Annotated in this window: 20 protein-coding genes; 8 read left to right on the top strand and 12 right to left on the bottom strand. The window is 55.5% G+C overall.

The window, feature by feature from the left end; all coding sequences use genetic code 11:
• Positions 1-144 precede the first annotated feature (144 nt).
• Positions 145-1,176, top strand: coding sequence for a DUF6588 family protein (locus ACZ5AL_RS13115; RefSeq protein WP_464510943.1), 1,032 nt, complete (start codon positions 145-147; stop codon positions 1,174-1,176).
• Positions 1,177-1,615: 439 nt separating this feature from the next.
• Here ACZ5AL_RS13115 and ACZ5AL_RS13110 read toward each other — a convergent pair whose 3' ends face one another.
• Together ACZ5AL_RS13110 and ACZ5AL_RS13105 are read right to left on the bottom strand one after the other, a co-directional pair.
• Positions 1,616-3,859: an amino acid permease gene (locus ACZ5AL_RS13110; protein ID WP_464510941.1), complete on the bottom strand. Its 2,244-nt coding sequence runs from the start codon at positions 3,857-3,859 to the stop codon at positions 1,616-1,618.
• 75 nt (positions 3,860-3,934) lie between these two features.
• The gene (locus ACZ5AL_RS13105) at positions 3,935-7,078 is read right to left on the bottom strand and encodes a transglycosylase domain-containing protein (protein ID WP_464510940.1); all 3,144 of its coding nucleotides are present in this window, start codon (positions 7,076-7,078) and stop codon (positions 3,935-3,937) included.
• A 308-nt stretch (positions 7,079-7,386) separates the two neighbouring features.
• Here ACZ5AL_RS13105 and ACZ5AL_RS13100 point away from each other — a divergent pair, with 308 nt between their 5' ends.
• Positions 7,387-8,046, top strand: a complete 660-nt coding sequence (locus ACZ5AL_RS13100; RefSeq protein ID WP_464510939.1) for a peptidylprolyl isomerase — start codon at positions 7,387-7,389, stop codon at positions 8,044-8,046.
• Between the two features lie 3 nt (positions 8,047-8,049).
• Here the strand turns inward: ACZ5AL_RS13100 and ACZ5AL_RS13095 are convergent, their stop codons facing one another.
• Positions 8,050-8,661, bottom strand: a complete 612-nt coding sequence (locus ACZ5AL_RS13095; RefSeq protein WP_464510937.1) for an SAM-dependent methyltransferase — start codon at positions 8,659-8,661, stop codon at positions 8,050-8,052.
• A gap of 76 nt (positions 8,662-8,737) precedes the next feature.
• On the bottom strand, positions 8,738-9,547 hold the full coding sequence (locus tag ACZ5AL_RS13090) for a TrmH family RNA methyltransferase (RefSeq protein WP_464510936.1): 810 nt from the start codon (positions 9,545-9,547) through the stop codon (positions 8,738-8,740).
• Between the two features lie 144 nt (positions 9,548-9,691).
• Here ACZ5AL_RS13090 and ACZ5AL_RS13085 point away from each other — a divergent pair, with 144 nt between their 5' ends.
• Positions 9,692-10,543: a LolA-like protein gene (locus ACZ5AL_RS13085; RefSeq protein ID WP_464510935.1), complete on the top strand. Its 852-nt coding sequence runs from the start codon at positions 9,692-9,694 to the stop codon at positions 10,541-10,543.
• A 129-nt stretch (positions 10,544-10,672) separates the two neighbouring features.
• Positions 10,673-11,392 carry an SDR family oxidoreductase gene (locus ACZ5AL_RS13080; RefSeq protein ID WP_464510933.1) on the top strand — a complete coding sequence of 240 codons (720 nt, stop codon included), beginning with the start codon at positions 10,673-10,675 and terminating at the stop codon, positions 11,390-11,392.
• A 66-nt stretch (positions 11,393-11,458) separates the two neighbouring features.
• Here the strand turns inward: ACZ5AL_RS13080 and ACZ5AL_RS13075 are convergent, their stop codons facing one another.
• Positions 11,459-12,358, bottom strand: a complete 900-nt coding sequence (locus tag ACZ5AL_RS13075; RefSeq protein ID WP_464510932.1) for a site-specific integrase — start codon at positions 12,356-12,358, stop codon at positions 11,459-11,461.
• A gap of 826 nt (positions 12,359-13,184) precedes the next feature.
• Here ACZ5AL_RS13075 and ACZ5AL_RS13070 point away from each other — a divergent pair.
• Positions 13,185-13,478, top strand: a complete 294-nt coding sequence (locus ACZ5AL_RS13070; protein ID WP_464510931.1) for a hypothetical protein — start codon at positions 13,185-13,187, stop codon at positions 13,476-13,478.
• Positions 13,479-13,570: 92 nt separating this feature from the next.
• Here the strand turns inward: ACZ5AL_RS13070 and ACZ5AL_RS13065 are convergent, their stop codons facing one another.
• Both ACZ5AL_RS13065 and hemN read right to left on the bottom strand, forming a co-directional pair.
• Positions 13,571-14,059 carry an NUDIX domain-containing protein gene (locus tag ACZ5AL_RS13065; RefSeq protein WP_464510929.1) on the bottom strand — a complete coding sequence of 163 codons (489 nt, stop codon included), beginning with the start codon at positions 14,057-14,059 and terminating at the stop codon, positions 13,571-13,573.
• A gap of 216 nt (positions 14,060-14,275) precedes the next feature.
• Positions 14,276-15,655: an oxygen-independent coproporphyrinogen III oxidase gene (hemN, locus tag ACZ5AL_RS13060; RefSeq protein WP_464510928.1), complete on the bottom strand. Its 1,380-nt coding sequence runs from the start codon at positions 15,653-15,655 to the stop codon at positions 14,276-14,278.
• A gap of 186 nt (positions 15,656-15,841) precedes the next feature.
• Between hemN and ACZ5AL_RS13055 the strand changes: the two genes are divergently transcribed.
• Positions 15,842-16,759, top strand: coding sequence for a DUF3667 domain-containing protein (locus ACZ5AL_RS13055; RefSeq protein ID WP_464510927.1), 918 nt, complete (start codon positions 15,842-15,844; stop codon positions 16,757-16,759).
• Between the two features lie 531 nt (positions 16,760-17,290).
• Here the strand turns inward: ACZ5AL_RS13055 and ACZ5AL_RS13050 are convergent.
• On the bottom strand, positions 17,291-17,647 hold the full coding sequence (locus ACZ5AL_RS13050) for a hypothetical protein (protein WP_464510925.1): 357 nt from the start codon (positions 17,645-17,647) through the stop codon (positions 17,291-17,293).
• Between the two features lie 124 nt (positions 17,648-17,771).
• Between ACZ5AL_RS13050 and ACZ5AL_RS13045 the strand changes: the two genes are divergently transcribed.
• Both ACZ5AL_RS13045 and ACZ5AL_RS13040 read left to right on the top strand, forming a co-directional pair.
• Entirely contained in the window at positions 17,772-19,433 is a 1,662-nt protein-coding gene (locus ACZ5AL_RS13045) for a tetratricopeptide repeat protein (protein ID WP_464510924.1), read from the top strand.
• Positions 19,434-19,514: 81 nt separating this feature from the next.
• Positions 19,515-20,414: a transporter substrate-binding domain-containing protein gene (locus ACZ5AL_RS13040; protein ID WP_464510923.1), complete on the top strand. Its 900-nt coding sequence runs from the start codon at positions 19,515-19,517 to the stop codon at positions 20,412-20,414.
• A 915-nt stretch (positions 20,415-21,329) separates the two neighbouring features.
• On the opposite strand, the gene ACZ5AL_RS13035 is transcribed toward ACZ5AL_RS13040, so the two are convergent.
• The 4 genes from ACZ5AL_RS13035 to ACZ5AL_RS13020 form a co-directional block, all read right to left on the bottom strand.
• On the bottom strand, positions 21,330-21,782 hold the full coding sequence (locus ACZ5AL_RS13035) for a hypothetical protein (protein WP_464510921.1): 453 nt from the start codon (positions 21,780-21,782) through the stop codon (positions 21,330-21,332).
• On the bottom strand, positions 21,779-22,225 hold the full coding sequence (locus tag ACZ5AL_RS13030) for a hypothetical protein (RefSeq protein WP_464510920.1): 447 nt from the start codon (positions 22,223-22,225) through the stop codon (positions 21,779-21,781). Before ACZ5AL_RS13030 ends, ACZ5AL_RS13035 begins: the two co-directional genes overlap by 4 nt.
• Positions 22,226-22,241: 16 nt before the next feature.
• The gene (locus tag ACZ5AL_RS13025; protein ID WP_464510919.1) at positions 22,242-22,709 is read right to left on the bottom strand and encodes a hypothetical protein; all 468 of its coding nucleotides are present in this window, start codon (positions 22,707-22,709) and stop codon (positions 22,242-22,244) included.
• 139 nt (positions 22,710-22,848) lie between these two features.
• Entirely contained in the window at positions 22,849-24,303 is a 1,455-nt protein-coding gene (locus ACZ5AL_RS13020; RefSeq protein ID WP_464510917.1) for a hypothetical protein, read from the bottom strand.
• Between the last annotated feature and the right edge of the window lie 219 nt (positions 24,304-24,522).

Below are 24,522 nucleotides of genomic sequence, written 5' to 3'. Positions count from 1 at the left end.
GCGTACATATTCCTCAATGCCTGCTACATACGGCTGTTCCTTTACTTTCCGTGGTATTCACCTTTGCAGGGGTGGCCGGTTGAGGATGTGCCTCGCGCGTGGTATGATGTAGCCTGTTTCCTTTCCGATAACCTGCCAGCTTTCATGACGCGCCTTAGCTACGCCCTTGCTTTTATCATTTGTATTGGATGTGCAGCGGCTCCATCGGCCCAGGCGCAGTACGACGATTTTGAAGACCTGCGCGATTTGCGCAATACCCTTGAGTTCATGGGGGGCGCGTATGCCGATGGCTATCTGCAACCCATCACCGATGCCTTTGGCGCCAACATGAACAGCGGCTTCTTTCGTGATGCCGATGTGGATGCCGGGTTTTTGCCTCTCATTCCGGTGAGCGTGTACGTGGGCGTGAGTGTATCGGGCGTGCCCACGGGGTCGCTCAATAGCACGTTCACCCCGCCTGCATCCGAAACCTTGTCCGATGGATCCACCATCGAGTTTGAAGGCGATCGGGCCCCTACCATTGTTGGCTCCACCGACACGCCCGACGATGCTTTTCTGGTGTTGCGTGATGAGAATGGTAATGAGATTGACCGCATTGCAGCGCCTCCAGGACTCGTAAGCGCCTCGGTTGCTCCGCTCGTCGTTCCCCAAGCGCAAGTTGGGTCGCTTTTCGGTACAGACGTGCTGGTGCGCTACTTTCCAACCAGCACCCTGTCTGGCTTCGGCGGTAGCTACGGACGTGTAGGACTTGCGGGGGTTGCGGTGCGGCATGACATCAACCAGTGGATTCCAGCGCCTATTCCGTTCAAGATTGCTGTGCAAGGCGCCTGGAATAACTTCACCCTCGAAAACGAGGTGGATGCCAACGGAAGCGTATCGAACGAAGAGGTCATTGATGCGACCAGCTGGGCGCTAAATCTACATGCTAGTCGCAGCGTTCCGCTCCTGCCGATCACCTTTTACGGAGGCGTGCAGTATGAGCGGTTTAGCACCAGCTACAGCTACACTTTTGAGCGGGGCGGCGTTGAGCAGGACATCAGCCTCGACCAGACGGGAGCCAACAAAACTCGTGCGCTTGCCGGTATGTCATTTGGCTTTACATTTGTGCAAATCAATGCCGATTACGCCATCGGCACGCACAACGTGTTCACTCTGGGTATGGGACTGCGGTTGTAGTGCTGTGTCACAAGTCAACGGTCGGGTGACAACCTGTCCCGTTTATACAATGTCATCTTGAGCGAAGCCGAAAGGTCTCCTCCGAAATGGGCAGGACCGTTTATCCGGCAGAGTCTGCTGAACGCCGGGGAGATGGTTCGACGCGCTCCGGCCCTGGGGGGCCTTCGCTTGCTCACCATGACAGCTTTTTTGGAGGGGCGCCTCCGCTGGTATTCACTTACCAACACCATCACGTATTGCTTGTCATCTTGAGCGAAGCCGAAAGATCTCCCCCGAGACTGGTAGAACCGTTGATTCGACAGAACCTGCTGAACGCCGGGGAGATGGTTCGGCGTGCCCGTCGCGTGCTCACCATGACAGTTTTTTTGGAGGGGAATGGGCCGCAGAGCTTGATCTGATCTCCCGCTCCCCTATCAATCAGGTGTGGTGTGTGCCTGTCTTACGCCAGTGCACTTTCACGGCCCGAATCGCGGATGAAGAGGCAGGAGGTGGTGGTCACATCTACTACGCGTTGCATGAAGGTCCGGTCGGTGGTGCGAGCCAAGCCTACAATGTTGAGGTCGGCCTCTGGGGCTTTGGGCAGCTTTTCGAAGAAATCGCCTTGCATGACAAAGGACGATGTGTGTTCGGGAAGGCGCGCATCAACCTTCAGGCGCTCGTGAAAGGTACGGGCATTCGGCATCTCGTCAGCATGTTGACAGACCGTGACAAGACGAAGCGCGCAGTTCCAATCGCTGTGGATTTGCAGTGCCATAAGCAGCGGCAGGTCAATGTTGGGTAGCCGAAGTCCTAGCTCCCAGCCAGGACTCTGGTCGGTGATCCACACGTTGACGCGGCGTTCCTGACTGAGGGCCGCTTCGGGGTGTTCGTACAGTAGCGCCGTTCCCATGTCATGGCGGTCGGCAATGTCGATGAAACCCTGAACCGTGGCATCGTCGTAGCGGTGGGCGCGTCCAAACAAGATATTGGGACGGGCAGTGGTAGCCCGCAATACCGAGGCACTGATGTCTACGCCTTCGAGCAGTGAAGGCGCACGAATAAACGACGACACCGCGAGCAGTTCTTCATTACGAAAGGTTTGCGTGACCGAGTCGAGCCGAGACAGGCTTTCGGCATCATCGGGGGAGGCGTTATCACATTCTACGCCGATGATGCGCAGCGAACCCTTGGGCTCGGCCAGGGTGCGCAGAAATCGAAAGGCGCCGTCGAGTTCAGTGCGCGAGGTAACGGGCACCAACAGGTCGGGCTTCCAGGCCCGCTCATTTGGTTCGTCGAGCGTGCGCGCCACATGCTTCGAGGCCCAGTTGGCCAGGGACACAAAAATACCACTACGCACGGTTTGCCACGGTGTGGTAAGCTGACGGCGCACCAGGTACGCGTAAATACCCATCACAATCAGCAGTGATGCGATCGCAAAGAGGGGGTTTATCACGAAGAGCGCGATGGTGCAGGCCACCACACCCACCAGCGGAATGGCACGTGGAATCTGGAATGTTGGGCGAAACGAGGCCAGGCCCAGACTCTGCTCCAGCGCCACCACCGAGTTGATGGTGATGTAGATGACGAGGAAGAACATGGTGATGAGCACCGCCACATTATCGAGGCCACCTAGGAGGAGGGCCGAGGCAACGAGCAGGCCGGTAGCCAGTGTTGCGTTGCGCGGATCGCCTTGCGTGGTGAGTTGACCCAGCCAGTGATGCTGGGGCGTGATCTTTTGCTCCGCCAGGGCTTGCAGCACACGGGGAGCTGCTACCATCGAACTGATGGTGGCGGTGAAAGTGGAGGCGAGGAGTCCGATAAGCACCAGTTCGCCAACAGCCGCGCGCTCGATCACGATCAGCCGGTCGGCACGTAGCTCTTCGGGCGTGGCCACGGTACTGTACCAAACGGCCATGCTCACGTACACCACAAACGCGGTGGCCACGGCTGCCAGCGTGCCGCGTGGAATGCTGCGCCGTGGCTCCGCAAGCGCTCCCGACATGCTGGCTCCCACTTTAATGCCTGTAGCCCCGGGAAAGAAGATGGCAAAAAGGGTCCAAAAGGGCACCTCCTCAAACGAGCCCCAGAGCTCCGGCGTGTGCACCGCTCCCGCGCCGCCGCCGATCTCTGTAGCTCCCAGCACAATCGAGGTCATCGATACCAGGATGACAATTAACACGACGCCCTGCACGCGAAACGCGAGAGTCGAAGAAATCAGGGCGATGCTAAAGGTGCAGGCAAACACTAGGTAGGCGACCAGCATCGGAGGATGTTCGGGAAACAGGTACACCCACCCTTCGGTGAAGCCATAAATGTACAGCGCCCCCGACAGCGCTTGTCCTAAATACAGCGGGATACCAATGCTACCGCCTGTTTCCAGTCCGAGTGACTTGGAGATGATCGAGAAAACACCTCCAGCCCCAATATGAATGTTGGTCGTGATGGACGCAAGCGAAAGCGCTGCGGTGCCGGTAATCACAAACATGCCCACAAGAATAAGCACCGTGCCCAGCAATCCAGCTTGGCCCACTACCCAGCCTTCACGCACATAGAGCATCAGCCCCAGAATGGTGAGTACCGTAGGCCGGTATACCCCGGCAAACGTACCCAGCCCCGGAGTTGCATTGATAGACGATTCTGGAACGGAGGACGAGTCTGATTCCGAGGGGGCCTCTGGCGCGGTTGATTCGGACGAAGGGGGCATGTAAAGGTACGGAGGCAAAATGCATGATTGGGCCGCTTCTGATGGGCAGCCGTCGCATCCATCAACACGATTCGTTTACGGGATGTGCCGGTAGGCCGTTGAGCGAATGGCACGGTCATCGAGGGCCAGGACCTGCAGCGTAGGATCTGCTTGAGGGTCCACAAGCGATGTAAGCGAAGGACCTATTAGCGTTAGAATTTGTGACGGCAGCGAACTTGTAAAGCGGTACGTTTCTGAGGCTTCGCCGGGCGCGTACGCGGTGAGTGTGCCAAAGAAGCGATCGTCAATGAAAAAAACCAGGGTAGAGGTGCGGTTCAACGCCACATCGCGTTGCGCGGTGCGAATCCGGTTATTGCCGGTTCCTGTTTTGGCGCCAATTGGAAGCGCATTGTTTTCGGCATCCAGCACTGCGCCGCGTGCACGTACGGCGGTGCCGCGCTCTACCACATCAATCATCGCCTCGCGGATTATGGTCGCCACCTCGGGCGAAAGCACAGTATCTGGAGCAGCGGGGGTAGATGCAAGGCGCGTTTCAAACGGGGTGTTTGCCCCAATATGCAGCGTATGGATACGTTCGGTGGGGTACCGCACCCCGTCGCGCAACAGGATACTGACCAGCTCGGTAAGCGCCGCGGGCTGATCGGCAGAGCTGCCAATAGCGGTGGCATACGTGGGGATGAGCCGCTCGAACGGGTACCCCACACGGGCCCATCGCTCATGGATCTGCACGAATGCTTCCTGCTCCAGAATGGTGCGTATTCGCGAGTCTTGGCCCGCCGGACGGCGCTGAAACAGCCACTGATACACGTCCTGACGCACATCTGCGCTGGCGTTGAAGATGTCGGTACGCGTGGCCTCAGGATGGTTCTGCAGGTAATGTGCGAGCCACAATTCCAGCGGGTGGATCCCAGCCAGGTAGCCTCGGTCTTGCCATGAAAATGTCTCGGCATCGGCCCGGTTGATGCGTGCGATGAGTTGAGCCTCCGTAAGGGCGCCGCCATCGCTTGCGTGGCGCTGCAAAAACGAAACAATCGTTTCTATATCGGCATCCGGATCGACCGATCGATATGCCCACGCCAGGCGTTGGGCTGACAAGCGAGTGTGTCGCTCCCCCAACACCGCAAGCACATCACGGTTGGGCGATGCGGGATAGGCGTTGTAGAACCGCCGCAGAAACTCACGTCCTTCCTGATCGGCAAAGCGGGCCAAGTATTCGGCACGGCGTTCGTCGGAAGCATCGTAGAGCATATCGCCGGGCTGGCCCGGCAGCCGCGCGGTGTGGTAGTTCACAATATCGCGCATCATCCGAATGAACGGCAGGTTGATGGAGTGCCGAAACGCGGTGGTTACGGTGGGGCGTAGGCTGTCGCTGCTGGTGGTAAAGTTGCTGAAGCGATGCTGGCCGCCGCCGGTAAAGAAGCGCTCGTACGGACTCGCTGAATACCGTCGATTCATGGCGGCCTGCAGGAAATCGACGCGCGACACGTTGGGCGTGCGGCGCAACTCCTTCAGAGCCCACGCGGTCAGCGCGTCGTTGCGGGCCACGGGCACGCTGCGCAGCGAGTCGGCGGGCTGCCCGGCGTAGGCTGTGTGCAGCTCCTCCATCAATTCGAGGTAGGTAACGAGCGTACGCAGCTTCGCGGTAGAGCCCAGCTCAAGCATCGAGCCACGGTTTAAGTCGAACGGGCCGTCGAACGTGTCGGCTTGCAAGCGTACGACGTTGGTTGTGGAGTCACGTTCATACAACACCATTGCGTACTCCACAAGCGCTGGGTCGCCCCGATCCAGAAGATTCCGAGCCATCAATCCATTGGCGCGCACAAACGCCGGATCCTTAAGTTGTTCGAGCAACTTGGCGGCCGCCCGTTGGGCCTCGGCATCGTAGTGGGTGTGAGCGGCCAGGTCGAAGCGGTCGAGCGTAGATAACGAGAGAAGTCCCATCTGCTGGAGCATCTCTATGCGCGTTGCGGTTGCCGCTTTACGGGTTATGAATGACTCTTTGGGGGTATCGATCGCCCGCTTGCGATGGTCTAAACGTACGGCAAGGACGGCATCCCGGAGTTCAGGCGAAATGATGTTGGCCTCAACAAGAAGCGGAAGATGCGCATCAGCAAGTGCATGCAACGCGTCGTGCCCGGCCTCCGACCGCAGGTAGCGCGTAGGGCTACGCGTGGAGAGTACCAGATGCAGCACCTGCCGATAGGCACGTGCCTGCGCCTCTGTCGGAGCAGTATCCAAAGTAGGATCCGATAGCAGCACATTTACCGAATCCAGGTCGGTGTTGTACCAGGCCCAGAGGCCATCGCCCAACCCGTTCACCTCCCCATGCCCCGCTATGGCTGCAAGCGGAAGCAGATTCAGATACTCGGCCACTAGGCGCTGCCGATGCGCAGTCGTGTAGGGACCGTCCAGGTAGCTTTGCACCGAGGCTGAAGCCATCTGGCGAAGCTTTTCGGTGGGACCCGTAGTGAGTCCGCCGGGGGCATGACGCACTTTGTCGAGTTGCGTAGCCAGCGTGCTGCCACCGGGGCCGCCTTCGGTAAGTCCTAACGCATCTGTGATTTGGTGACCCGTAGCATGGGCAAACCGATTCCATTCAATCGCTGGGTTTTTGCGGGGCTGATCGGTATCGAGCAGGGCACGGTTTTCGATAAAGAGCAGCGTTTCGCGCACGGGGCGCGGAATAGAGTCAGGATCGGTATACACGCGGCGCGGGTAGCGAGCCGAGAAGAGGGGGGTGCTGTGCTGGTCTAGCACATCGAGTCCTGATTGTTGCTTGGGCACGTAGGGCGGAGACAGGCCCCGCTCCATGTGGGTCACCAGGGCATCCGTAGCTCGCGCCTGTTCGGCAATGGCAAAGCGGTTACGCGTTGTAAGACTGTCGATGATAGCTGGAAAGGCGGTGTACCCGAGGCGTACGTTGTACGGCCCCGTGCTCGGAAACACAACCGAGGAACTCGGTCCTGCCTCTACCTGATACGTGAGCCCGGAAGCATAACTGGACAGCCACGTCGATTGCAACCACGAGGTGCGCAACTCCGCCCGAATCAACAGTACGAGTACAAGCACAACCAGCACGCCGCTTCCTGCTAGCCAGACCCACCGCGGCACGCGCCGTGCGCCTACTATCGCCCACTTACCAAACTGGACAAGCCGTACGTACAGGGCCTCCCATATGTCGGATGCCCTGTGCTTAGATGCATCTACCCATTCGTTCATGGTATCCTTTACTGCAGCATGTAATGCTGTCTACCTCCAACAGTGAAAATGCATGTATAGAAGGCACCTCGTCCATTATTAAGCTCCAAGGAGCACCCATATAATTGTGTTTATGCTTTCTTCACTATTCGTTAGAAAGGACGATGTTGCATAGTGCGCGATGTATTTTGACGTTGGGACACGCTTTTGGGCCGATAGTGGTTGATGCAAACCGATGGAACGTCGTCTGTTGGAGTTGCGCTTTCATGGCAGTCGTTCGATATTGAAGGCTCCCTCACCAAATGTACGGACCCGATCTCTTATCGAACATGGCTACGCCCTCTCATTGGATCATCGCCTTGCTTCTGCCCTGTGCGTTGCTCGTCGGGCTTGGTGCGCACTGGTATGCAGCCCCGTCCAATCTGGTACCGTGTCCATTCGAAGACCCCCCTGCTGCCCCCGATTCGTTCACCGTGGAACTGACAAGCACTCAGGGTCCTGTTATACTTCAACTATACCGCGAGTGGGCGCCCACCGGCGTCGATCGCATGCACTGCCTGGTGGAGCATAACCATTTCGAAGGGCTGCCCGTCTTTCGCGTCGTTGAAGGGTTTGTCGCGCAGTTCGGACTCACGGGCGATCCGGAGACCGATTCGCTGTGGGCTGAAGCGGGTATTCCAGATGAACCGGTACGCGCCTCCAACGAACGCGGAACGATCGCTTTTGCGCGTAGCGGTCCGAATACCCGATCGGCTCAGCTGTTCATCAACCTATCCGATAATGCCCCGCTCGACACGGTCGATTTTGACGGCGTGGTGGGCTTTCCCCCGCTTGGACGCGTAACCGATGGGATGGAGACGGTTGACGCGTGGTACAGTGGGTATGGAGAGGCAGTCAGTCAGGACTCCATTCGTACGGTAGGTACCCCGTATCTGGAGCGAGAGCATCCCAAGCTGGATGTCATTGAACGGGCTCGCATTGTGGAATAGTGGCTATGGGGTCGGTTTCTCCCAGATCAGCCGCACCACCGCCCCGGTGCCTTGATGACCAGGACCTTCGTCAAGCTCAACCAGGGTAGAGTTCAAGTGCACAATGCCCTGTGGATCGAACGCCGAACGCAGGTCATTGGCGGTTACCATCATGTTGATGTCGGGCGGGCCGCCGCTGGTGTAGCCCTCAGCACGTTGGGCCGGACGAAACCATTCGGCCAACAAGATGCCTCCCGGATCCAGCACTGTTTTCATGATGTCGTACAGCCGCGGCTGCCATTGCACCGGCAGATGCACAAACGTAGCCACAACAGCCTGCCAGGTGCGTTCGGGAGTCCAGGTGGTGATGTCGGCATGTAGTGTTTGAAGAGGAACGCCTTCGCGTTTGGCCCAGGTCGTTGCTTTTTCGAGGGCTACCTCCGAATAGTCAAGGAGTGTTACGTCGTATCCTTGGCTGCCCAAAAACAACGCATTTCGGCCTTCGCCTCCTCCTAAATCAAGCACCGTGCCCCCTTTAGGAAGCCGGTCGATGTGTTTTGCAATAAACGCATTGGGAGCAGTGCCATACACCGGTTCATCGCGGTTGAAGCGGCTATTCCAAAAGGAAGGATCCATATAAACGTTGATTGAACAAAACGAAAAAGTACACGGGGGCAATGTATTCTCGCCGCTCCAGACAGATCCATCGGCCTCATGAAGTAGAGTCCGAAGCGGCTTCGGCGTCGCGTAATGCTCGGCTGAGTACGGCCTCAGCCCGGTTGACACTGCGCAGGCAAAACCGTGCAAGCAAGCGCTGCTGCGCGGCTTCTGAAAGATCGATATGGTGGCCTTGCCGTTTGAGGCGATCTTGACGTGCATGGTAAAGCCCAATTGCTGCGGCTACCGAAATGTTAAAGCTCTCGGTGAACCCGTTCATTGGGATGATGCATGTCCCATCGGCAGCGTCACGCAACGCCTCGGATACGCCATCGCGTTCGTTTCCAAACACAAGAGCAGTGGGCTTGGTAAAGTCAACGGTGTCTATAGGCGCCGCTTGGGCGTCTAGGTGCATAGCCAGTACACGATATCCATGCTTCTGCAAGTGAGATACACACGGCTCGGGGTGTTGCCATTGATGCACATCCAGCCACCGCTGGGCGCCTTTGGCCGTTCGCTCGGAATGTTTGTAGCGTCCGCCTGTATCAATGACATGTAGATCCTGGTAGCCCAAGGCTTCAGTCGATCGCATGACCGCGCTTACGTTGCCCGTGTTTACGATGCCTTCAATGACCGGCACAACGGTACGTGTACGCTGTGCAACAATCTGTCGTAGCGCGTTTAAGCGTCGATCCCGCATGAACGGCGCAAGCAGTTCAACGACCCGTTCGGGCGCCAGTTGATGGTCGCCTATCTGAAGAGGCGCCTGGGGCGCATCAGGACGAGGGGGATGGGTGGGCGAGGCATCGGGCCCAATGAGCCGATGCATGGTCTTTTGTGCTTCAGACGGGTTTGATTCGGGCATACAAAAACAGCCAGACCAGAAAATACGAGACTCAATACGAGCTCATAACGTCTTGGTGATACGATATGTCCGGGTTCATTCGTATACTACATGAGGATTAGTACAACCTGTTCGCATCCTTTTTACTCTACCTTCCCTGTACCTATGACAACTTCCCCTTCAGTTGTATTTCGATATGTATGGATTGGCCTGTTTGCAATTGCCCTGACGGGCTTTGCAAGTACGCCCAGCGTGGCCCAGTCAGCCGCCGACATTATCGACGAGATGGACGCGGCCCACCAGGCGATGGCGCAGAACGTGACATCTTTTACTGTGGAGACCGACTACGAAACCAATCGGTTTGAGCGTCAAGAGGTAGACGGTCGGTTTGTATTCCGTGATGTGGGGGCCGGTGCGGGTGCCAGTGCCGAAGACATGCCCATGGTTGGGTTTTTAGAGGCGTCATACCTTAATGCGTTGAAAGAAGCCGCCGAGTACGAGGGCATGGAGACGGTAGATGGCGCAGACACGCATGTCTTGAACATTGCCGATACCGAAGCCTTCAGCGCTTACGCCGATCTGGACGCCCAAGACTTTGAGTCGCTTGAGTCGATGCGCATCTTCATCCGTGCAGACGACCTGATGCCTGTCCGCTTTGTGTTTGTAGCGACCATGTCAGAGGAGGACATGGAAGGGGCTCCGTTTCAACTCGATGGTCCAGTTACCTTCGAGGTTGATTTCAGCGACTACCGTACGGTGGATGGGCTCACGTACCCGTTTGTAACTGAAATGAGAAACGACATGATGGACCAGCTGCCCCCAGAGCAGCGGCAGCAGATGCAGCAACAAATGGAGCAAGCTTATGAGCAGTTTCAGCAGCAGATGGAGCAAATGCCGCCCGAGCAACGCCAGATGATGGAAGAGCAAATGGGCGATCAGATTGCACAAATGGAAGCGATGATGGGAGGCGACACCGGGATGCGTATAGAGGTTAAAAGCCTGACGGTAAACGAATAGCTGCTGTATCCATTCTGGGCATCCGTTACGCCATTTTTGTGATGCGTAGCGATCTATGAAGCGTATGCTTCGTAGACGCTGCGCATCATGTGTTTTGTGTTTCTTCCACAACCTGTCTATACACTGCTTATGACGCTCGCAAATCGTGTTGCCCTTGTCACCGGGGCCAGTACGGGACTTGGACAAGCCATCGCTGAACAGCTCATTGAGGCCGGTGCAACCGTATATGGGCTTGCACGCAGCAAAGACCGGCTAGACAGCCTTCACGATACCCACGGCGATGCATTTGTCCCTTGTCCAGCAGATGTGCGTGATCAAGAAGCTGTTGAAGCGATCGTTGAGCGCATCAAGTCGGACGCAGGGCGTCTCGATATTCTTGTCAACAATGCCGGACTTGGGCGTTTTGGCGCTGTGGATGAGATGCCCGTTGAGGATTGGGATGTGCAGCACGATACCAACTTGCGGGGGCTGTATTTGTGCACGCGGACTGTGGTGCCCGTTATGCGTGCCCAGAACGAGGACACAGGGTTTGGCGGGCACATTGTTAACATTGCCTCCATTGCGGGGTTGATTGGAAACCCCAACATCTCTGCGTATAATGCCACCAAGTTTGGTGTGCGTGGCTTTAGTCAGGCGCTGATGAAAGAGGTGCGTAGTGCCGGGATCCGGGTATCGTGTTTGTATCCAGGTTCGATCGAAACCGAGTTCTTCGACCGTGCGGGTGCCGACATTACGGATCAGCCGCTACAAGCCGACGATGTTGCCGCTACCGTATTGCATGTTGTGCAGGCGCCCGAAAACCATCTCATCTCCGAAGTTGTGCTGCGTCCGCTGCGCCCACGTGGGTAACCACCAAAACCTAAACAGGCTTGCAGGGGAGATACAGCACGACCCACACTGCAGCAACGAGATCCATCATACCGATGAACCGTTACTTGACGGAGGGTTGGTATATCTAGTGGTCTTGAAAGCACGAAATGCTGTGGTAAGAGGGGCATCCGCATATTCGATGGCGTTGAATATACGTTTGGGAGTCATCGGGTAACGGCGTTCTGTGCCCGCTCGCATGTCGAGCGTACGCTCGCGGCTGGGGAACAGATACTGCCACACAAGCTGTTTAGCAGCCCATGGAAACTGGCGTGTTACCTCGGTAGGTACATCAACGGAACCGTAGCCGTCTGCTAAGTCCGACTCGTGCAACTCCTTTACACGATCCAGTTGTTGTTGAAGCGATGGCTTCATTGAAGCCGGAAACGAAACGACCCGATCAGCACAACCAGTAGACGAAGATACTAAAATACTCTGCTTCTTAAGGTCTACGTCTCCGACACGTAGGCGCAATGCTTCTTTTAGGTTCAAATCGGTATTACAGACAATGCGAGCCAAGACGTTCTCTGGGCCATCGAGTCGTGAGATTAGCTTTTCTTTTTCATGATCGGTAAGCGTGGCAAGCCGGAAACCGTCATCTTGGATTGTTTGCTGAAGCAGACACTCGTGGTAAAAAACGAGCGCCTCGGCAGCCGTTTGGTACGTTTCCTCGTCCGTTGCGTCGTTTTCTTGGATCTGACTCAAGAAGCGTTTGATGTGAGAAGGGCGCGGCATGCCCATTTGTTCGCGATCAATATAGCGCAAGTAGCCCTGAATCCACGTGCCATAGATTGTGCGTTGGCGCTCCGAAAGCTCTGGAATCTCTTCAAGCTCCGCCATCACCCCAATTGGTGAGAGCAACATAGAAGCGTCTTCGCCCGCAGCCATTCCTCGCGTCATGGGGCTGCTTGCATCGCGAGCCAGTACAGGAAGGGAAGAGTTATCCATAACGGATCATGTAAGCGCTGTTGTGCAAGGACCCATTTTACGTTGGTTATCCAACTGGCACAGTGAGTGAGGATGCCAGATGGCCCAAAAAGCCATACGCCTCCGCAGTAGTTAGCCGACTTTTTGAGCGTTTCTTGGACATAATGCTATCAAATCTAAACGCGATGTTACAAAATGCAATCACAAAATGCAAGAACCGGCATTGATAGATGCTCAAAGCGGATTATGTTAGCTATATATTCATGGTTGAGGCCTGGTTCAACGAGAGAATGCCCATTCAATCCGCATTTCTTGTTCGATAAAAGAGCACTGCATCCATTCTGAACTGAATATATAACGATGCTCTGTTAGGCCCTCTTTGCACTGCCATAGTACAGTGCTCCAGCATTCATAGCATTTAGATATAAACGATATTTATTTAGCTTAAAATAAGATCTCTATTTTGGAATAAACAAAGAAGGCAAGCCATACCACACCGGTCCGTTACAGCCATGAAGGGGGCATCGATGAATGATGAACACCAGACGAGAGCCGCGTGAAGTGTGCCTCAATCGCGATAGAAGCGCTTTTCTTGCGTAACATTGTCTAGGGAGAGCTCGTCGTATGGGCGAGCAAGCGGGATGCGCACCCCTGCTCATTTGCGCCGTGGTTGCTCCGGAGAGCTGCGAGCGGTGCCGCAGTGGAGTTGGTTTTCAACTTCACTGAAGGCGGCACAAACCGACATTCTTATTGTCCGCCATAAAATACAAAACACTCTGTTATGAATAAGAGCCTTAAGAGCAACAAGCGTTTTCTCGTTGGTAACTTTCTTTCCGCCTATCGCCCCATGGCGAAACCCCCGGAGCGTAATCTGGAGTCGTTTGCACTTCAGCCGGATGAGCTTTCCGAACGGCTGCAAGCGCGTACCAAACGACGCGTCTCGCGAACGAAAGGCTATAACCGCTTTCGTGCTGTTGGGGCAGTTGTTGTAATGGTGCTGTTCGGACTCGGACTCTATGCCGATCTTTCTTCTTCCAGTGTTGAGGAAGTGGAAAGCACAGCGCACTATCCTGAGGTGACCGTACCCTCGTTTCAGGCTATGCCTGCAGTTGGCACTGATGTTCAGGCCCTTCTACCATGAGGACGATGAATAGGCTGTTGTTCTGTTCGTCGTCATCCTATAGCGCGCAATGCAGCGGATGCCCTCCTACGAAGGGGCATCCGTTGTTGTGTTTAAAGCGCGTCTACCGGAATCAGTAACTCCTTAGGAATCGAAGCGGTCGCTAAATCGGCCACCAAACGGATCAAACGCTGCTGCTCTGGCCAGGCCAGTCGTGCTTCCGCTTCAGCGATAGGTATCCAGGCAGATGTGCTGTGTTCGTGGTTGAGCACAGGCGCACCGTTTACCTCTGCCGCAAAAGCAGGGATGAGATGGATGCAGTCGTCTTCCCAATCATAAAAATGGTTGACTGACGGTACCGTCCAAAAGCGATGGGGCATGAGCGCGGTTTCCTCGTGTAGTTCCCGTAGCGCGGCCTGCCAGGCTGTTTCACCAGGTCGTACCTTGCCGCCCACCATGCGCCAGGAGCCGGCGTAGGACGTGTTGGTCGCTCGCTTCAGGAGAAGCAGTTCGAGTTGCGCCTCTGCATTGAAGCGATACGGGTACACATCAACAAGATGGGTAGACGTTGTTTGGGGTGGTGGGTCGTTAGAACGAGTCATGCGGAATCTGAAATGAATAGAACATGCTGCGTCTTATATCAACTCCGTATGCGTCGTTGATGTGTGGAGGTATAGACGTGTGGACGGTTGAAGGAGTACCCCATCCGTTCATCCATCTATCCATCCACTCCTACACGAGGCCGAAGGTCGACTGACGACGTACATCCGGTGTTCTGCAGAGAAGCAAGCGTACAACGGTGCAACCGAAATTTGATATTACACGGTTTGTGCATGGACCGGACGCTCTTCGTGGGCCCAGTAGGCATCAAATGCCATCGCTACGTTCCGAATTAGCAGTCGCCCCGGAGGCTGTACGTGCACTGCCTCGGACGTACACGTGACAAGCCCATCGGCTTCGAGGGGGGCTAGGCGCTCAAATGCATCGGCCAGAACGCGATCTACGTCGATATCGAAGCGTTTGCTGACGGCTTCTTTGTCGAGATGAAAGTTGCACATCAGCTGCATAATGACGTGGCGACGCAGTTGGTCATCGTCCGTTAGGCGTACGCCCCGGTACACGGTGGAATGTCCGTCAGCCACCCGATCATAGTACGCTGGCAGCGCCTTTACGTTTTGCGCGTACGCTCCTTCAAGCTGGCTGATGCCTGACACGCCCATCGCTACAATCTCGGCGCCCGCGCGGGTGGAGTATCCCTGAAAGTTACGATGCAAGTCGCCGTTTTCTTGGGCGCGTGCCAGTTCATCATCGGGACGCGCAAAATGATCCATGCCAATGAACCGGTATCCTTCGCGTCCGGTGAGCCGCTCTATCCCCATTTTGAAGAGATGGAGCTTGTCCTCTGCTCCCGGCAGGGCGTCTTCATCAATCACCCGCTGATGTTTTTTTATCGACGGCACGTGTGCATAACTGTACAGCGCAATGCGTCCGGGATCGAAGCGTTGTACGGCATCGAGCGTGCGAGAAAACCGTTCGGGGGTTTGGTACGGCAGTCCGTAAATCAAATCGATGTTGATGCCAGAGATCCCGTGTTCGTGGGCCCATGCAATGGATTGCTCGACCGTCTCGGTCGGCTGGATCCGGTTGATAGCTTCTTGCACCTTTTCGTTTACATCTTGCACGCCAAAGCTCATGCGTGTACATCCGATAGATGCAGCGGCCTGCACTCGGTCTTTCGTAAGGCCCCGTGGGTCGGCTTCGATGCTAATTTCTGCATCGGAAGCCACTGTAAATCGACGGTGAATGTGGGTGCCCAAATCGGCGATTTGTTCGGCGGTTAGGTACGTGGGCGTGCCGCCGCCCCAGTGGATCTGAACAACAGGACGTGTTGTATCGAGGCGCTCGGCGACCTGATCGATTTCCTGCTTCAGCACATCTACATAGCGTTGGATGGCCTCACCACGCTGCGTGATTTTCATGTGGCAGCCGCAGTAGTAGCAGAGCGAGCGGCAGAACGGCAAATGGACGTAGAGCGAGAGCGGGGTATCGGGGGCAGCCTGCGTGAGGTCTGCCTCAAAAGCATCAGGGCCATACGAATCGTCGAAATGCGGTGCGGTCGGATAGCTGGTGTACCGAGGCCCCGGCTTGTTATAGCGACGAATAAGATCCAGATCGACATGCAATGCAGTCTTCATCATACAACCCTAAGGGGCTCTGACCATGGTACGTAAATGCGGTATGCACTGCATGAAAAAGGGCGCAGCGCTTGCATGTTAGCATAACACGTATCTATCATTCTCGTTGTGAGTGGCTGCTGCAGCCGCCTGTGGGGAAGTCCCCGACATTCTGCGTAAGACTCCCCTGTACACGTTCAACGAAGCGTTATGTCTCCCTCCAACTCGTCCGATTGCATTTGCCGCAACTGTACAACGCGCCTGCGCGGTCCGTACTGCCATCGGTGTGGACAGCGAGCACGCTCGCGCATCGCCCCGCTTCCTACGCTTGTGCAAGAGGCGGTCCGTGAGTTGTTCAACCTGGATACGCGCCTGCTCTTCGTCCCCGGGCAACTCACGCGCGACTATCTATCGGCCCGACGACGACGCTATGTGCCTCCGCTTCGTCTCTTTGTGTTTTTTAGCTTCGTGCTGTTTTTGGTCGTTGGGCTTTCGCAAGGGCACTTGCTGGGAACAGCCGATGAAAACACGACGCCGCTGCACGTCACCGTTGACACGACGAATGCCGAGCAGGCTCCCCCCGATGCGCAACACACCGCCACCTTTTTTATGATTCCGGAAGAGGCACGCGACTCGCTCCGTGCTTTTGTGGACGAGGCACGCCACAAAACGGATCTCAAAAATCAATTTTTGCATGCTGCCGCCCAGGGCGTACTGCGCACAACCGAAAACCCGGATCGCTTTATGGACCGCGTGGTGGGTCGCCTGTCAGTGCTTGCTTTCGTAATGCTTCCGGTGTTTGCCCTGCTCTTGAAACTCCTGTACGTGGGTACAGGGCGCCTCTATGCCGAACATTTAATTTTGGCGTTGCATCTACACGCCTTCTTGTTTGTGCTGCTGCTATTCATGGTGGCAGCCAACCTGGTTGGAATAGATTTCATGGCCGATCATGGTACCGAACTCTTGCGTTGGACCCTGCTCATTTACGTGTTCATTGCTCTGAAACGAGTGTATCGGCAGTCGTGGGGGTGGACGCTCACGAAGGTGATGGTACTTCTGATAAGCTATGTGGTGGCTTTAACGATTGGGTTCGGTATCTACTTGTTTATTACGCTCTTATTGAGCTAAGCAACTCTAAGTGAGGTCACGTGTCAATGTTGGAGTTCAGGGGGGGAGGCTGCCCGATGATAACAACAAAACACCTGTCCTCTCGTGGCGATGCACGACAGGCATGACCTTACGGCCCCTCTGCGTCGCCACGCTTGCCGGGGCGCTCCAGCATTTCTAATCCACCACCCGGTTTCTTTACCTCGGGGGGTTACGTTGGACGCAGAACGTCCATTCGTCCGTCGCGACGCAGAGCATCGCGACGAGGACGCAAGCGGGAGTTCGCCTCCGGTTGCGTTGTGTATACACCGTAGCTTAGAGGAGGGGGACTTGAGGAACCCCTTCCACGATTCCTTCCTCCTCGGGGAAGATGGAGGGGAATCCATCCGGTAATCCCCAAAACCATTGTTGAGGTCACTGAAACGAACACCGAGCATGCTGGTGCAGAGGAATCACGACACGGCTGCTGTATCGCACCTGCAAGTTGTGGTCCGAATGGCCGGAGCGGGCGAGCGTAGTGCCCAAGATGAACCTGGAGCAGAACACGCCTCTTCACTCTTCAGACGCTTCGGTAGCCAGCGTAACCGGCGAGGGCATGCGCTCGTATACATCGAACACGGTACGTCCCCCAGGCAACTCCAGGGCCACCACCACTTGCGTGTCGGGCGTATACGTCTGCACTAAATTATGCAACGGCTGCAACGCGCTGCTCTCTAAGTCGCTGCCCGATGAACTAAATGTAAGGTAGCGCAGCGGAGCACGTCCCTCCCCATCGGCTTCGGTGGGGGTAGGTAGCACAATAACACCGCGTCCGCGGCGTTCGTATTGCGTATACGCATGGCGCGCGACCACCTTCCAGTGGGCCTCAATGGCTGCATTCAATACATCGGCAGGCGTTGGATCAGACATACCACACAGGGGATTAGGCAAGAGTAGAAGCATGGATCTCCTGCTACTGCATGCACGAACAGCCGTTTCGTAGATCGTGTCGGCTATGATGTGGCTTTTCAGGCATTCAGCGCGTCTTGTTTTCATGAAGGAAGGCCTCAACCAAACACGCCTCCACCGCTCGCCTCCTGATCCACTGCTTATGCCTGCTATGATGCGAAATGCGATTTTTCTGCTTGTATGCTGTTTAGGGTGTGCCCTGTGGAGCGGACAGCCCGTATCGGCCACATCTGCCTCTCTCGTTGCCGCCCCCGACACCACCGAACTGCAGGTGCATCCCCCTATTTGGGGCGGCGCGCCCACGTTGCTGGAGACCGCGTATGAAGAGGCCCAGGCCATCGCCGACACCGAACCGTTACACGCCGCCTTGCTGCTCTACCCTTTTTGGGGAGATATGCAGTCCTCCACCTCCGCCCTACACGAACGAGCCCAGACTCTGCTTCATACCGCCGTGCAGGATGGACTCGACGCCGAACGAAAAGCGGTGCAATCGCACACCGATGCCCTCCACGCGCCTAGCGTCGAAGTCCTCAACGAAGCCCAGCGCCAGCGCCAACACCTCGCCTCTCTTGCCCATGAACTGGAGACCTACTGGGAGGCCACTCCAGATGCCAAAAACCGCTTCGCCCAGCTCCAAAACGACCTCGACGATGCCTATCACCGCGCTGTGGAAACCTATGAAGAGGATGTTCTAGAGCCGATGCTCTACGATAGCTACGGGAACGCGCAGCTCGTCCAGTCGCTTGCGCTGCTTAGTCGCATGCTCCTCGATGCCAGCATTGATGGCGACACAACGCCCCCGACTCTGGATGCCAACCGCGTAAACGATGCCCGCTATGAGGCGTGGCGCGCAGAGCTGCAAGACATGAACGCGCTCGACGCGTTCCACGGATTGCTGCATGTGGTAAACGCCAATATAGAGGTCCATCAAATTATCTTCGATGAGCACCTGATGCGCCACCTTCGGTTTCAGCGCCCAGGCGCTCCCGAGCCCTATTACGAAATCTTAGCAGCCGTCCAGGCAGAACGCGCCGGTGAGCAGATCGAACACATCGACCGGGCCATGGAAAAAGCGCCGCATGTGCCGCTGCTCAACCAACTGCACCGGTGGCGCGCCACCCTGCAAAACACGTACGATACGCCGCCCATGCACGCCCAGCAGCTTATGACCCAGGCGCAGCGGATGTATCACGCCGATGCGTTGAGCGAGGCGCAGGACTTGCTTGCTGGAGCCACACGCGTGGCACCTACATACGCCCCGGCTCACTACCAACACGGACAAGTGGCCTATGCCAACCACGATATGGAGGCCGCCTATGACCATCTGCAAAAAGCCATAGACCACCACCCTAACCATGAGCCCGCCCAACTTCGTTTGGTAGATGTGCTGCTCGACAAAGGCAAGCCCGAAGCCGCTTTACGCCGGGCCGAGGCGCTTCTTGAGAAGCAGAGCCTGTGGTTGGCATGCCACCGCACGGCCCAGGCCCTCCACGCTACGGGCGCCTACACCGACGGCATCTCCCTTATTCGTGGACGCTGCGAACCGCTCAACCGCCACTGGGCGCCGCTGTATGTTACGTTGGGGCACCTCTACGCTGCCACGGAAGATTGGCACGCCGCCCGGCAGGCTTATCAGGAAGCCACACATCGTGTTGACACTTCCTCTGATCTGGAGGAGCACATCAACCGGCTGTATGAAGATGCTGCCGCCGCAGACGGGCTCAGCCCTGAAGACCTTTCGCCTTGAATCTGGCATCATGGGATCTGTACGAGGCTCGACTCATTGGAAAAGCGTTCACCAGATCCACACGCACGCTCCTGTTTTGTCATGATTCGCGTTGTCTATACTGTCGCGCTTCTGGCGCTTTCTGGCTCGCTGCTTTTGCTTGGGTGCGAAGCAGAGCCCAACGAGGCATCTTCCCCCGATGCGGATACGACGCTGCAGGGCCCTACCTGGAGCGAGGCTCAAGAGGAGGGGGCGGCCACGGTGCGTGTGCCGTATGTGCCTGCCGATGACTTTGCCTACGTGGATGAAGACGGTTATCACACCGGCATCACCGTCGAACTGATGCGCTTGTTCGCCGATTGGGTCGAAACGGAGCACGATGTAATGCTCACCCTTGATTTTGTGGAAGAGACCGACTGGCGTACCTTCTACAGCCGCGTCAAGCAGAGCGAAGGCGGCGTGTTTGGGCTGGGAAACGTGACGATCACCGAGGAGCGACGCGACGAACTGCAGTTCTCACCGCCGTACTTCAACAACATGGCTGTCCTCATCAGCCACGAAGACGTTGCGGAGTTGGAGCACCTGGATGCCTGGTCAACGACATTTGATGGGTTTACCCCCCTTGCGTTTGAAGGGACCCTCCACGAAGAACGCCTCCGCAACTTGGTTGAAACGCATGCACCCAATACCGAGCTGGCCTTTTCAGATGCCAACGATGACATCATCGAACGGGTCTCTACCGGCGAGTACGTGGCCTATATTGACGGATACAACTACTGGCGGGCGGTAGACGAAGGCGCTCGACTGCGTCGCCATCCGGTGGGCGATGATCCGGCGGAGACATTCGGCATCATTATGCCGCTGAATAGCGATTGGGGGGATCCCGTCGAGGCGTTCTTTACCGAAGAGGGGGATCTACGCGACCGGTCGGTGTATCGCAATCTGCTGGCCGACCATCTCGGCGAGTCGGTCACCGACGCTCTGACCGAAGCCATCGACTAGTGCTCTGCCCCACGTCAATCTTGGAGGATGCTCATAAGCCCAACACACGTAAAGGCATTCCGCGAATGTGTCATTGCGAGGAGGCGATAGCTACACGGTTCAAAACGCCCCCCAAACGTGAATGCCCAAAAAGTCCAAGATAGACAAAATTATTTTTGCCGCAAAGGATATATTTAGGATGTAGACAAATGCAATTTCGCTCGGCTTTTTGAGTTTCCAGCCCTTAAGCCAATATGTACCTAAGATCAGGATAGAAAAAACAAGAGCCGGAAGAAATAGAGGAAGAAAATCTATTAGAACATACCCTAAACCAGCGTATCCATAAGGTGCAAAAAACATGGAGTATAACATCAGTCCAAAATCCACTATAAACATCGTGGACAGCAAGTATGTGGCGTACTCACAGTAGCGTTTCATATCGGTTCGGTCTATAAGCTAATCACACCCCTCAAGCGTTGAAATATCGGCCTCTCCATCCAGAACTGCCTGAACTTGGTCGTAGTCAGGGCGAAATTCGATGGGATCTGTAGCTACTGTTCTGTCACACCTGAATGTTATCGTCCAACATTGTCATCGCGAGGAGGGAGCCCTGCGACTGACGCGGCGCTGTGAGCGCTAGCGAACGAGTACTTCCTCCCTGCGGTCGGGGCGCTTCGCTCCGCTCGCAATGACAAGGTTGTGAGTTATTCTCGGTACGTTAGGGGACCAGGCGTTACCCAAAGGTTGAGCTGTGACAGAGCACTACGGCCATGTCAAGGTCTTCTGCTATTTTGCTTGTAGGTTTTCCTATACATCGCTTCCCTTACCGAAGATGAATCCACCGAGTCGTCCTGCACACCACCTGGTGTGGCTCTCCTTGCAATTACTGTCAGCAGGAGTAGAGAGAGCAAGTAGTTCATGAGCTGGTGTCGACTGTCAGTAGCCCGCGTACCCGGTTATCTCATTCAGATCAGCATCAAGGATCTCTACAAAGCTCAACCCTGACACTATAACATCTTCATCGGCCAAGTCATCGGGCACACGGGGTGTGAACACGGCAACATAGACATTGTCAACAGCAAAGTAGGACGCGTGAAGGAAAATTTGCTCCTGCGGATCATCGAGAAAGGTTGCATACTGCACGTTGAGCGCATCGCAGATATCGGTATCACCTGGCTCTGTCCCGAGCACACGTATATCTGACACCGACGCCTCGTCAATGTCGGCTTCGGGCGTAAACTTCTCATCGTCCATAAGCCGCTCAACAATACCGACAGCTTTGTCAGTCGGTGTGGGGCATGGATCGACCTGAAAAGCCGATGCGGTCGGTGTTGACAGCAGAAGCAGGACGGCAATCGGCACGAGTACGGTTCGCAGGTCTACTGTCATCCTGAATAGCCTTTGATGAAGTTCAAATTGCTGTCCAAAATGTAGATAAACGAGAGGCCTACAACAACCTCATTAGTATTTTCCGACTGTTTGAGAATCTGCGTGGCAAAATAGAAATCACCAATTTTGAAATATGCCAGATTGTACTCATCGATAGATGCGCTGAACTCATCATTTAGCTGCTGGCATACGTCAGGATCTGACACCGGTTGAATCTGGTCGACGCTCAGGCTTGTGGTGCCCGTTTCCTGGCGTGCATCGGCCAGGTTGGGGTTAGTCAAAAAGTTTTCGACCATCGACCGGGCACGGTCCAAGCCCAGCGGGCATGTGGCTTCGACCTGCAAGGGCACAGCGTATTCAGCTTCTTTCTCGGCCTGGGCGTGTGCCTGCATACCGACTAAGCCCATTACTGTCAGCAGGAGTAGAGAGAGCAAGTAGTTCATGATCTGGCATTTACTTTCAGTACCCCGCATACCCAGTTATCCGGTTCAGGTCAGCATCAAGGATCTTCACGACGCTTAACCCACCACCGACAACATCTTCATCAGCTATGTCATCAGGCACACGAGGCGTGAACACGGCAACATAGACATCCTCGATAGTGAAGTAAGAAGCGTGGAAGAACAGCTTCTCTTGCGGATCATCAATAAACCTGGCATACTGCGTATTGAGCGCGTCGCACGTGTCGGAATCGCCCGACTCTTCCCCAAGTGAGCGTATATCTGACACCGATGCATGGTCAATATCGGCTTCGGCCCGATCAGCTGCAAACTTTTCATCGTACATAAGTCGCTCAACAATACCGACGGCCTTTTCGGTCGGGGCAGGGCACGGGTCGGCCTGGAAAGCCGATGCGGTTGTCGTTGTAAGTAAAAAAAGGATGACAATGAATCCTTCTCTGAGGGCGGTGCTTATTGTTTTATACATTAAAACAGGATGCTATTAACTAAATGATGGTTTCTACCTGATTTAAAGCAAAGAGACAGAAAACTACTTCTTGCATAGAAAATTAAAAACACAAAAAGAAGCTTTTGCCCGTGCTTCAAATGAAGCCACGTAGGTTTGGTTAATACCCACATCGTTCATATCTCGCATCTCCTTCGGAAGGAGAACCAGTACTGTAAAATACTATTCCGCTTCTATCTATCATAATGCCCGTCTCGATTCCTTCTGATTCCAGTGTATCGAAGTCGTCCTCGCTCAGATCCCCGCTGTAGGGTTCGTTGATACCTTCCCACTCGATAAATTCACCGACTTCAAAAGGATGTGTATGTATGTGAGCAACGGCGTCATTTGGAATCATGCCTGAATACGTCCACGCATTTACAGGAGTTGGCTCTTTTGCATATGAGGCTTCCGGCAGTGGATATGCATTAAAACCATCCCCCAGAGGACGAACAACCCCCACACGCTCCCTCCGTGACCCTTGCCACGTTGAATCCCAATTGCTGTCTTCTGCAAGCGTGCTTAAAACCTCTTGGCTTTCAGCTGCTTCGAGAAGAGCACGGTGGTCTTCATTCTCAATATCAGCATCAAAGCAGGATCCCGCTTCATCACACCACTCCGGTGGGTTATCGCTTTCGCAGGGCGGTTCGGGGTCACACCCCTCATTCATCAACGCATGCTGGACGAGGTCGTACGGCGCGGCAACAAGTCCGCTGCTCGTAACTACCTGCCATGTAACTCCTGTCAAGAAGCCGGGCGCGTCATGCGGGCCGTCTCCTCCAGGGCCATCATCATTGGGCTCATCGGTGGGGGGATCATAGCATGCTGGTCCGCAGGGGTTTTCGCCTTCCGTGGGTGGTGTTGTGTCTTCTGACTCCTCGGTACAGTTTTCATCATCGTCACCGTCACTGCCTCCACCTCCAGGTCCTCCCGGCTGATCCGGATAGTCCCAATCATCGAAAATATCATCCGGGTCCCAATCATTGCCCCAATCATCATCATCTTGGCTACCCCCTCCACCTCTATCACGGTCCCCTTCTACTACGGCCTCATTACACCAATACCCAAAGCCCGGTAGCGGAAAGCATTCCCAAGGTGGGACTTCATCGTTGTCTTCATCAAAAAACGTGGACTCTTCTTGGTCAGCTCCTTCTACATCAGACTCAGAGATAAGCCCTGGTGATACATCCGTAAGGCTGACCCAGTCCAGCACGAGATCGCGCGCCTCGTCGGTTTTGGGAATGAGGCACGTGGCTTGCCGAAGCACACGATCATTCTCATTGCGAAGACGATACGTAAACCGTTGCACCTCGGCGGGCCTTCCAATCGCTGATTCAGGAAAGGCCAGTTGGGCGTAGCGATACTGGTAGGCCTGTTCGTAATCTGAACCTGTGTAGCTACTTAAGGCGCACCCGTAGGTCCGCCCATCAGGAGCCACCGATGTCATTGCCGAAAGGTCTACAGACGCTGCCTGCGGACCCACCTCGGGAGACGGTTGAACCCCAGCAGGGTCGTCCGAGAGATCAACAGCCGTATCACATCCTACGGTGAGAATAACAAACAGAAGACCAAGCATACATGCGATGCATGCTTGCCTAACACCAGTCTTTCCAGTGGGATAGGATGTGTTTGAAAAAGGTTTCTTTTGGGAGCGAGTAGATGGAAAGGGCCACAAGGCATTCATATGTAACACAACACTGTCGTTCAACAAGGAAAGGGATAGGGCAGGGGCAGGAATGGAAAATACCCCCAGGGCAGCCTTAACAATGTCGAACGGACCACTGTACAGAAAGGC

The organism is Natronotalea proteinilytica (genome assembly GCF_055379935.1).
The sequence above is the reverse complement of the archived record's forward strand: the minus strand, read 5'-3'. Positions and strand labels throughout refer to the sequence as shown.

Bases quoted from the DNA above. Each gene is read 5' to 3' on its own strand.
- ACZ5AL_RS13040 (WP_464510923.1), top strand. From the start codon at position 19,515: ATGATTCGCGTTGTCTATACTGTCGCGCTTCTGGCGCTTTCTGGCTCG.
- ACZ5AL_RS13080 (WP_464510933.1), top strand. From the start codon at position 10,673: ATGACGCTCGCAAATCGTGTTGCCCTTGTCACCGGGGCCAGTACGGGA.
- ACZ5AL_RS13115 (WP_464510943.1), top strand. From the start codon at position 145: ATGACGCGCCTTAGCTACGCCCTTGCTTTTATCATTTGTATTGGATGT.
- ACZ5AL_RS13095 (WP_464510937.1), bottom strand. From the start codon at position 8,661: ATGGATCCTTCCTTTTGGAATAGCCGCTTCAACCGCGATGAACCGGTG.
- ACZ5AL_RS13020 (WP_464510917.1), bottom strand. From the start codon at position 24,303: ATGCTTGGTCTTCTGTTTGTTATTCTCACCGTAGGATGTGATACGGCT.
- ACZ5AL_RS13070 (WP_464510931.1), top strand. From the start codon at position 13,185: ATGGCGAAACCCCCGGAGCGTAATCTGGAGTCGTTTGCACTTCAGCCG.
- hemN (WP_464510928.1), bottom strand. From the start codon at position 15,655: ATGATGAAGACTGCATTGCATGTCGATCTGGATCTTATTCGTCGCTAT.
- ACZ5AL_RS13055 (WP_464510927.1), top strand. From the start codon at position 15,842: ATGTCTCCCTCCAACTCGTCCGATTGCATTTGCCGCAACTGTACAACG.
- ACZ5AL_RS13045 (WP_464510924.1), top strand. From the start codon at position 17,772: ATGAAGGAAGGCCTCAACCAAACACGCCTCCACCGCTCGCCTCCTGAT.
- ACZ5AL_RS13025 (WP_464510919.1), bottom strand. From the start codon at position 22,709: ATGTATAAAACAATAAGCACCGCCCTCAGAGAAGGATTCATTGTCATC.
- ACZ5AL_RS13075 (WP_464510932.1), bottom strand. From the start codon at position 12,358: ATGGATAACTCTTCCCTTCCTGTACTGGCTCGCGATGCAAGCAGCCCC.
- ACZ5AL_RS13110 (WP_464510941.1), bottom strand. From the start codon at position 3,859: ATGCCCCCTTCGTCCGAATCAACCGCGCCAGAGGCCCCCTCGGAATCA.
- ACZ5AL_RS13035 (WP_464510921.1), bottom strand. From the start codon at position 21,782: ATGACAGTAGACCTGCGAACCGTACTCGTGCCGATTGCCGTCCTGCTT.
- ACZ5AL_RS13085 (WP_464510935.1), top strand. From the start codon at position 9,692: ATGACAACTTCCCCTTCAGTTGTATTTCGATATGTATGGATTGGCCTG.
- ACZ5AL_RS13105 (WP_464510940.1), bottom strand. From the start codon at position 7,078: ATGAACGAATGGGTAGATGCATCTAAGCACAGGGCATCCGACATATGG.
- ACZ5AL_RS13030 (WP_464510920.1), bottom strand. From the start codon at position 22,225: ATGAACTACTTGCTCTCTCTACTCCTGCTGACAGTAATGGGCTTAGTC.
- ACZ5AL_RS13090 (WP_464510936.1), bottom strand. From the start codon at position 9,547: ATGCCCGAATCAAACCCGTCTGAAGCACAAAAGACCATGCATCGGCTC.
- ACZ5AL_RS13065 (WP_464510929.1), bottom strand. From the start codon at position 14,059: ATGACTCGTTCTAACGACCCACCACCCCAAACAACGTCTACCCATCTT.
- ACZ5AL_RS13100 (WP_464510939.1), top strand. From the start codon at position 7,387: ATGGCTACGCCCTCTCATTGGATCATCGCCTTGCTTCTGCCCTGTGCG.
- ACZ5AL_RS13050 (WP_464510925.1), bottom strand. From the start codon at position 17,647: ATGTCTGATCCAACGCCTGCCGATGTATTGAATGCAGCCATTGAGGCC.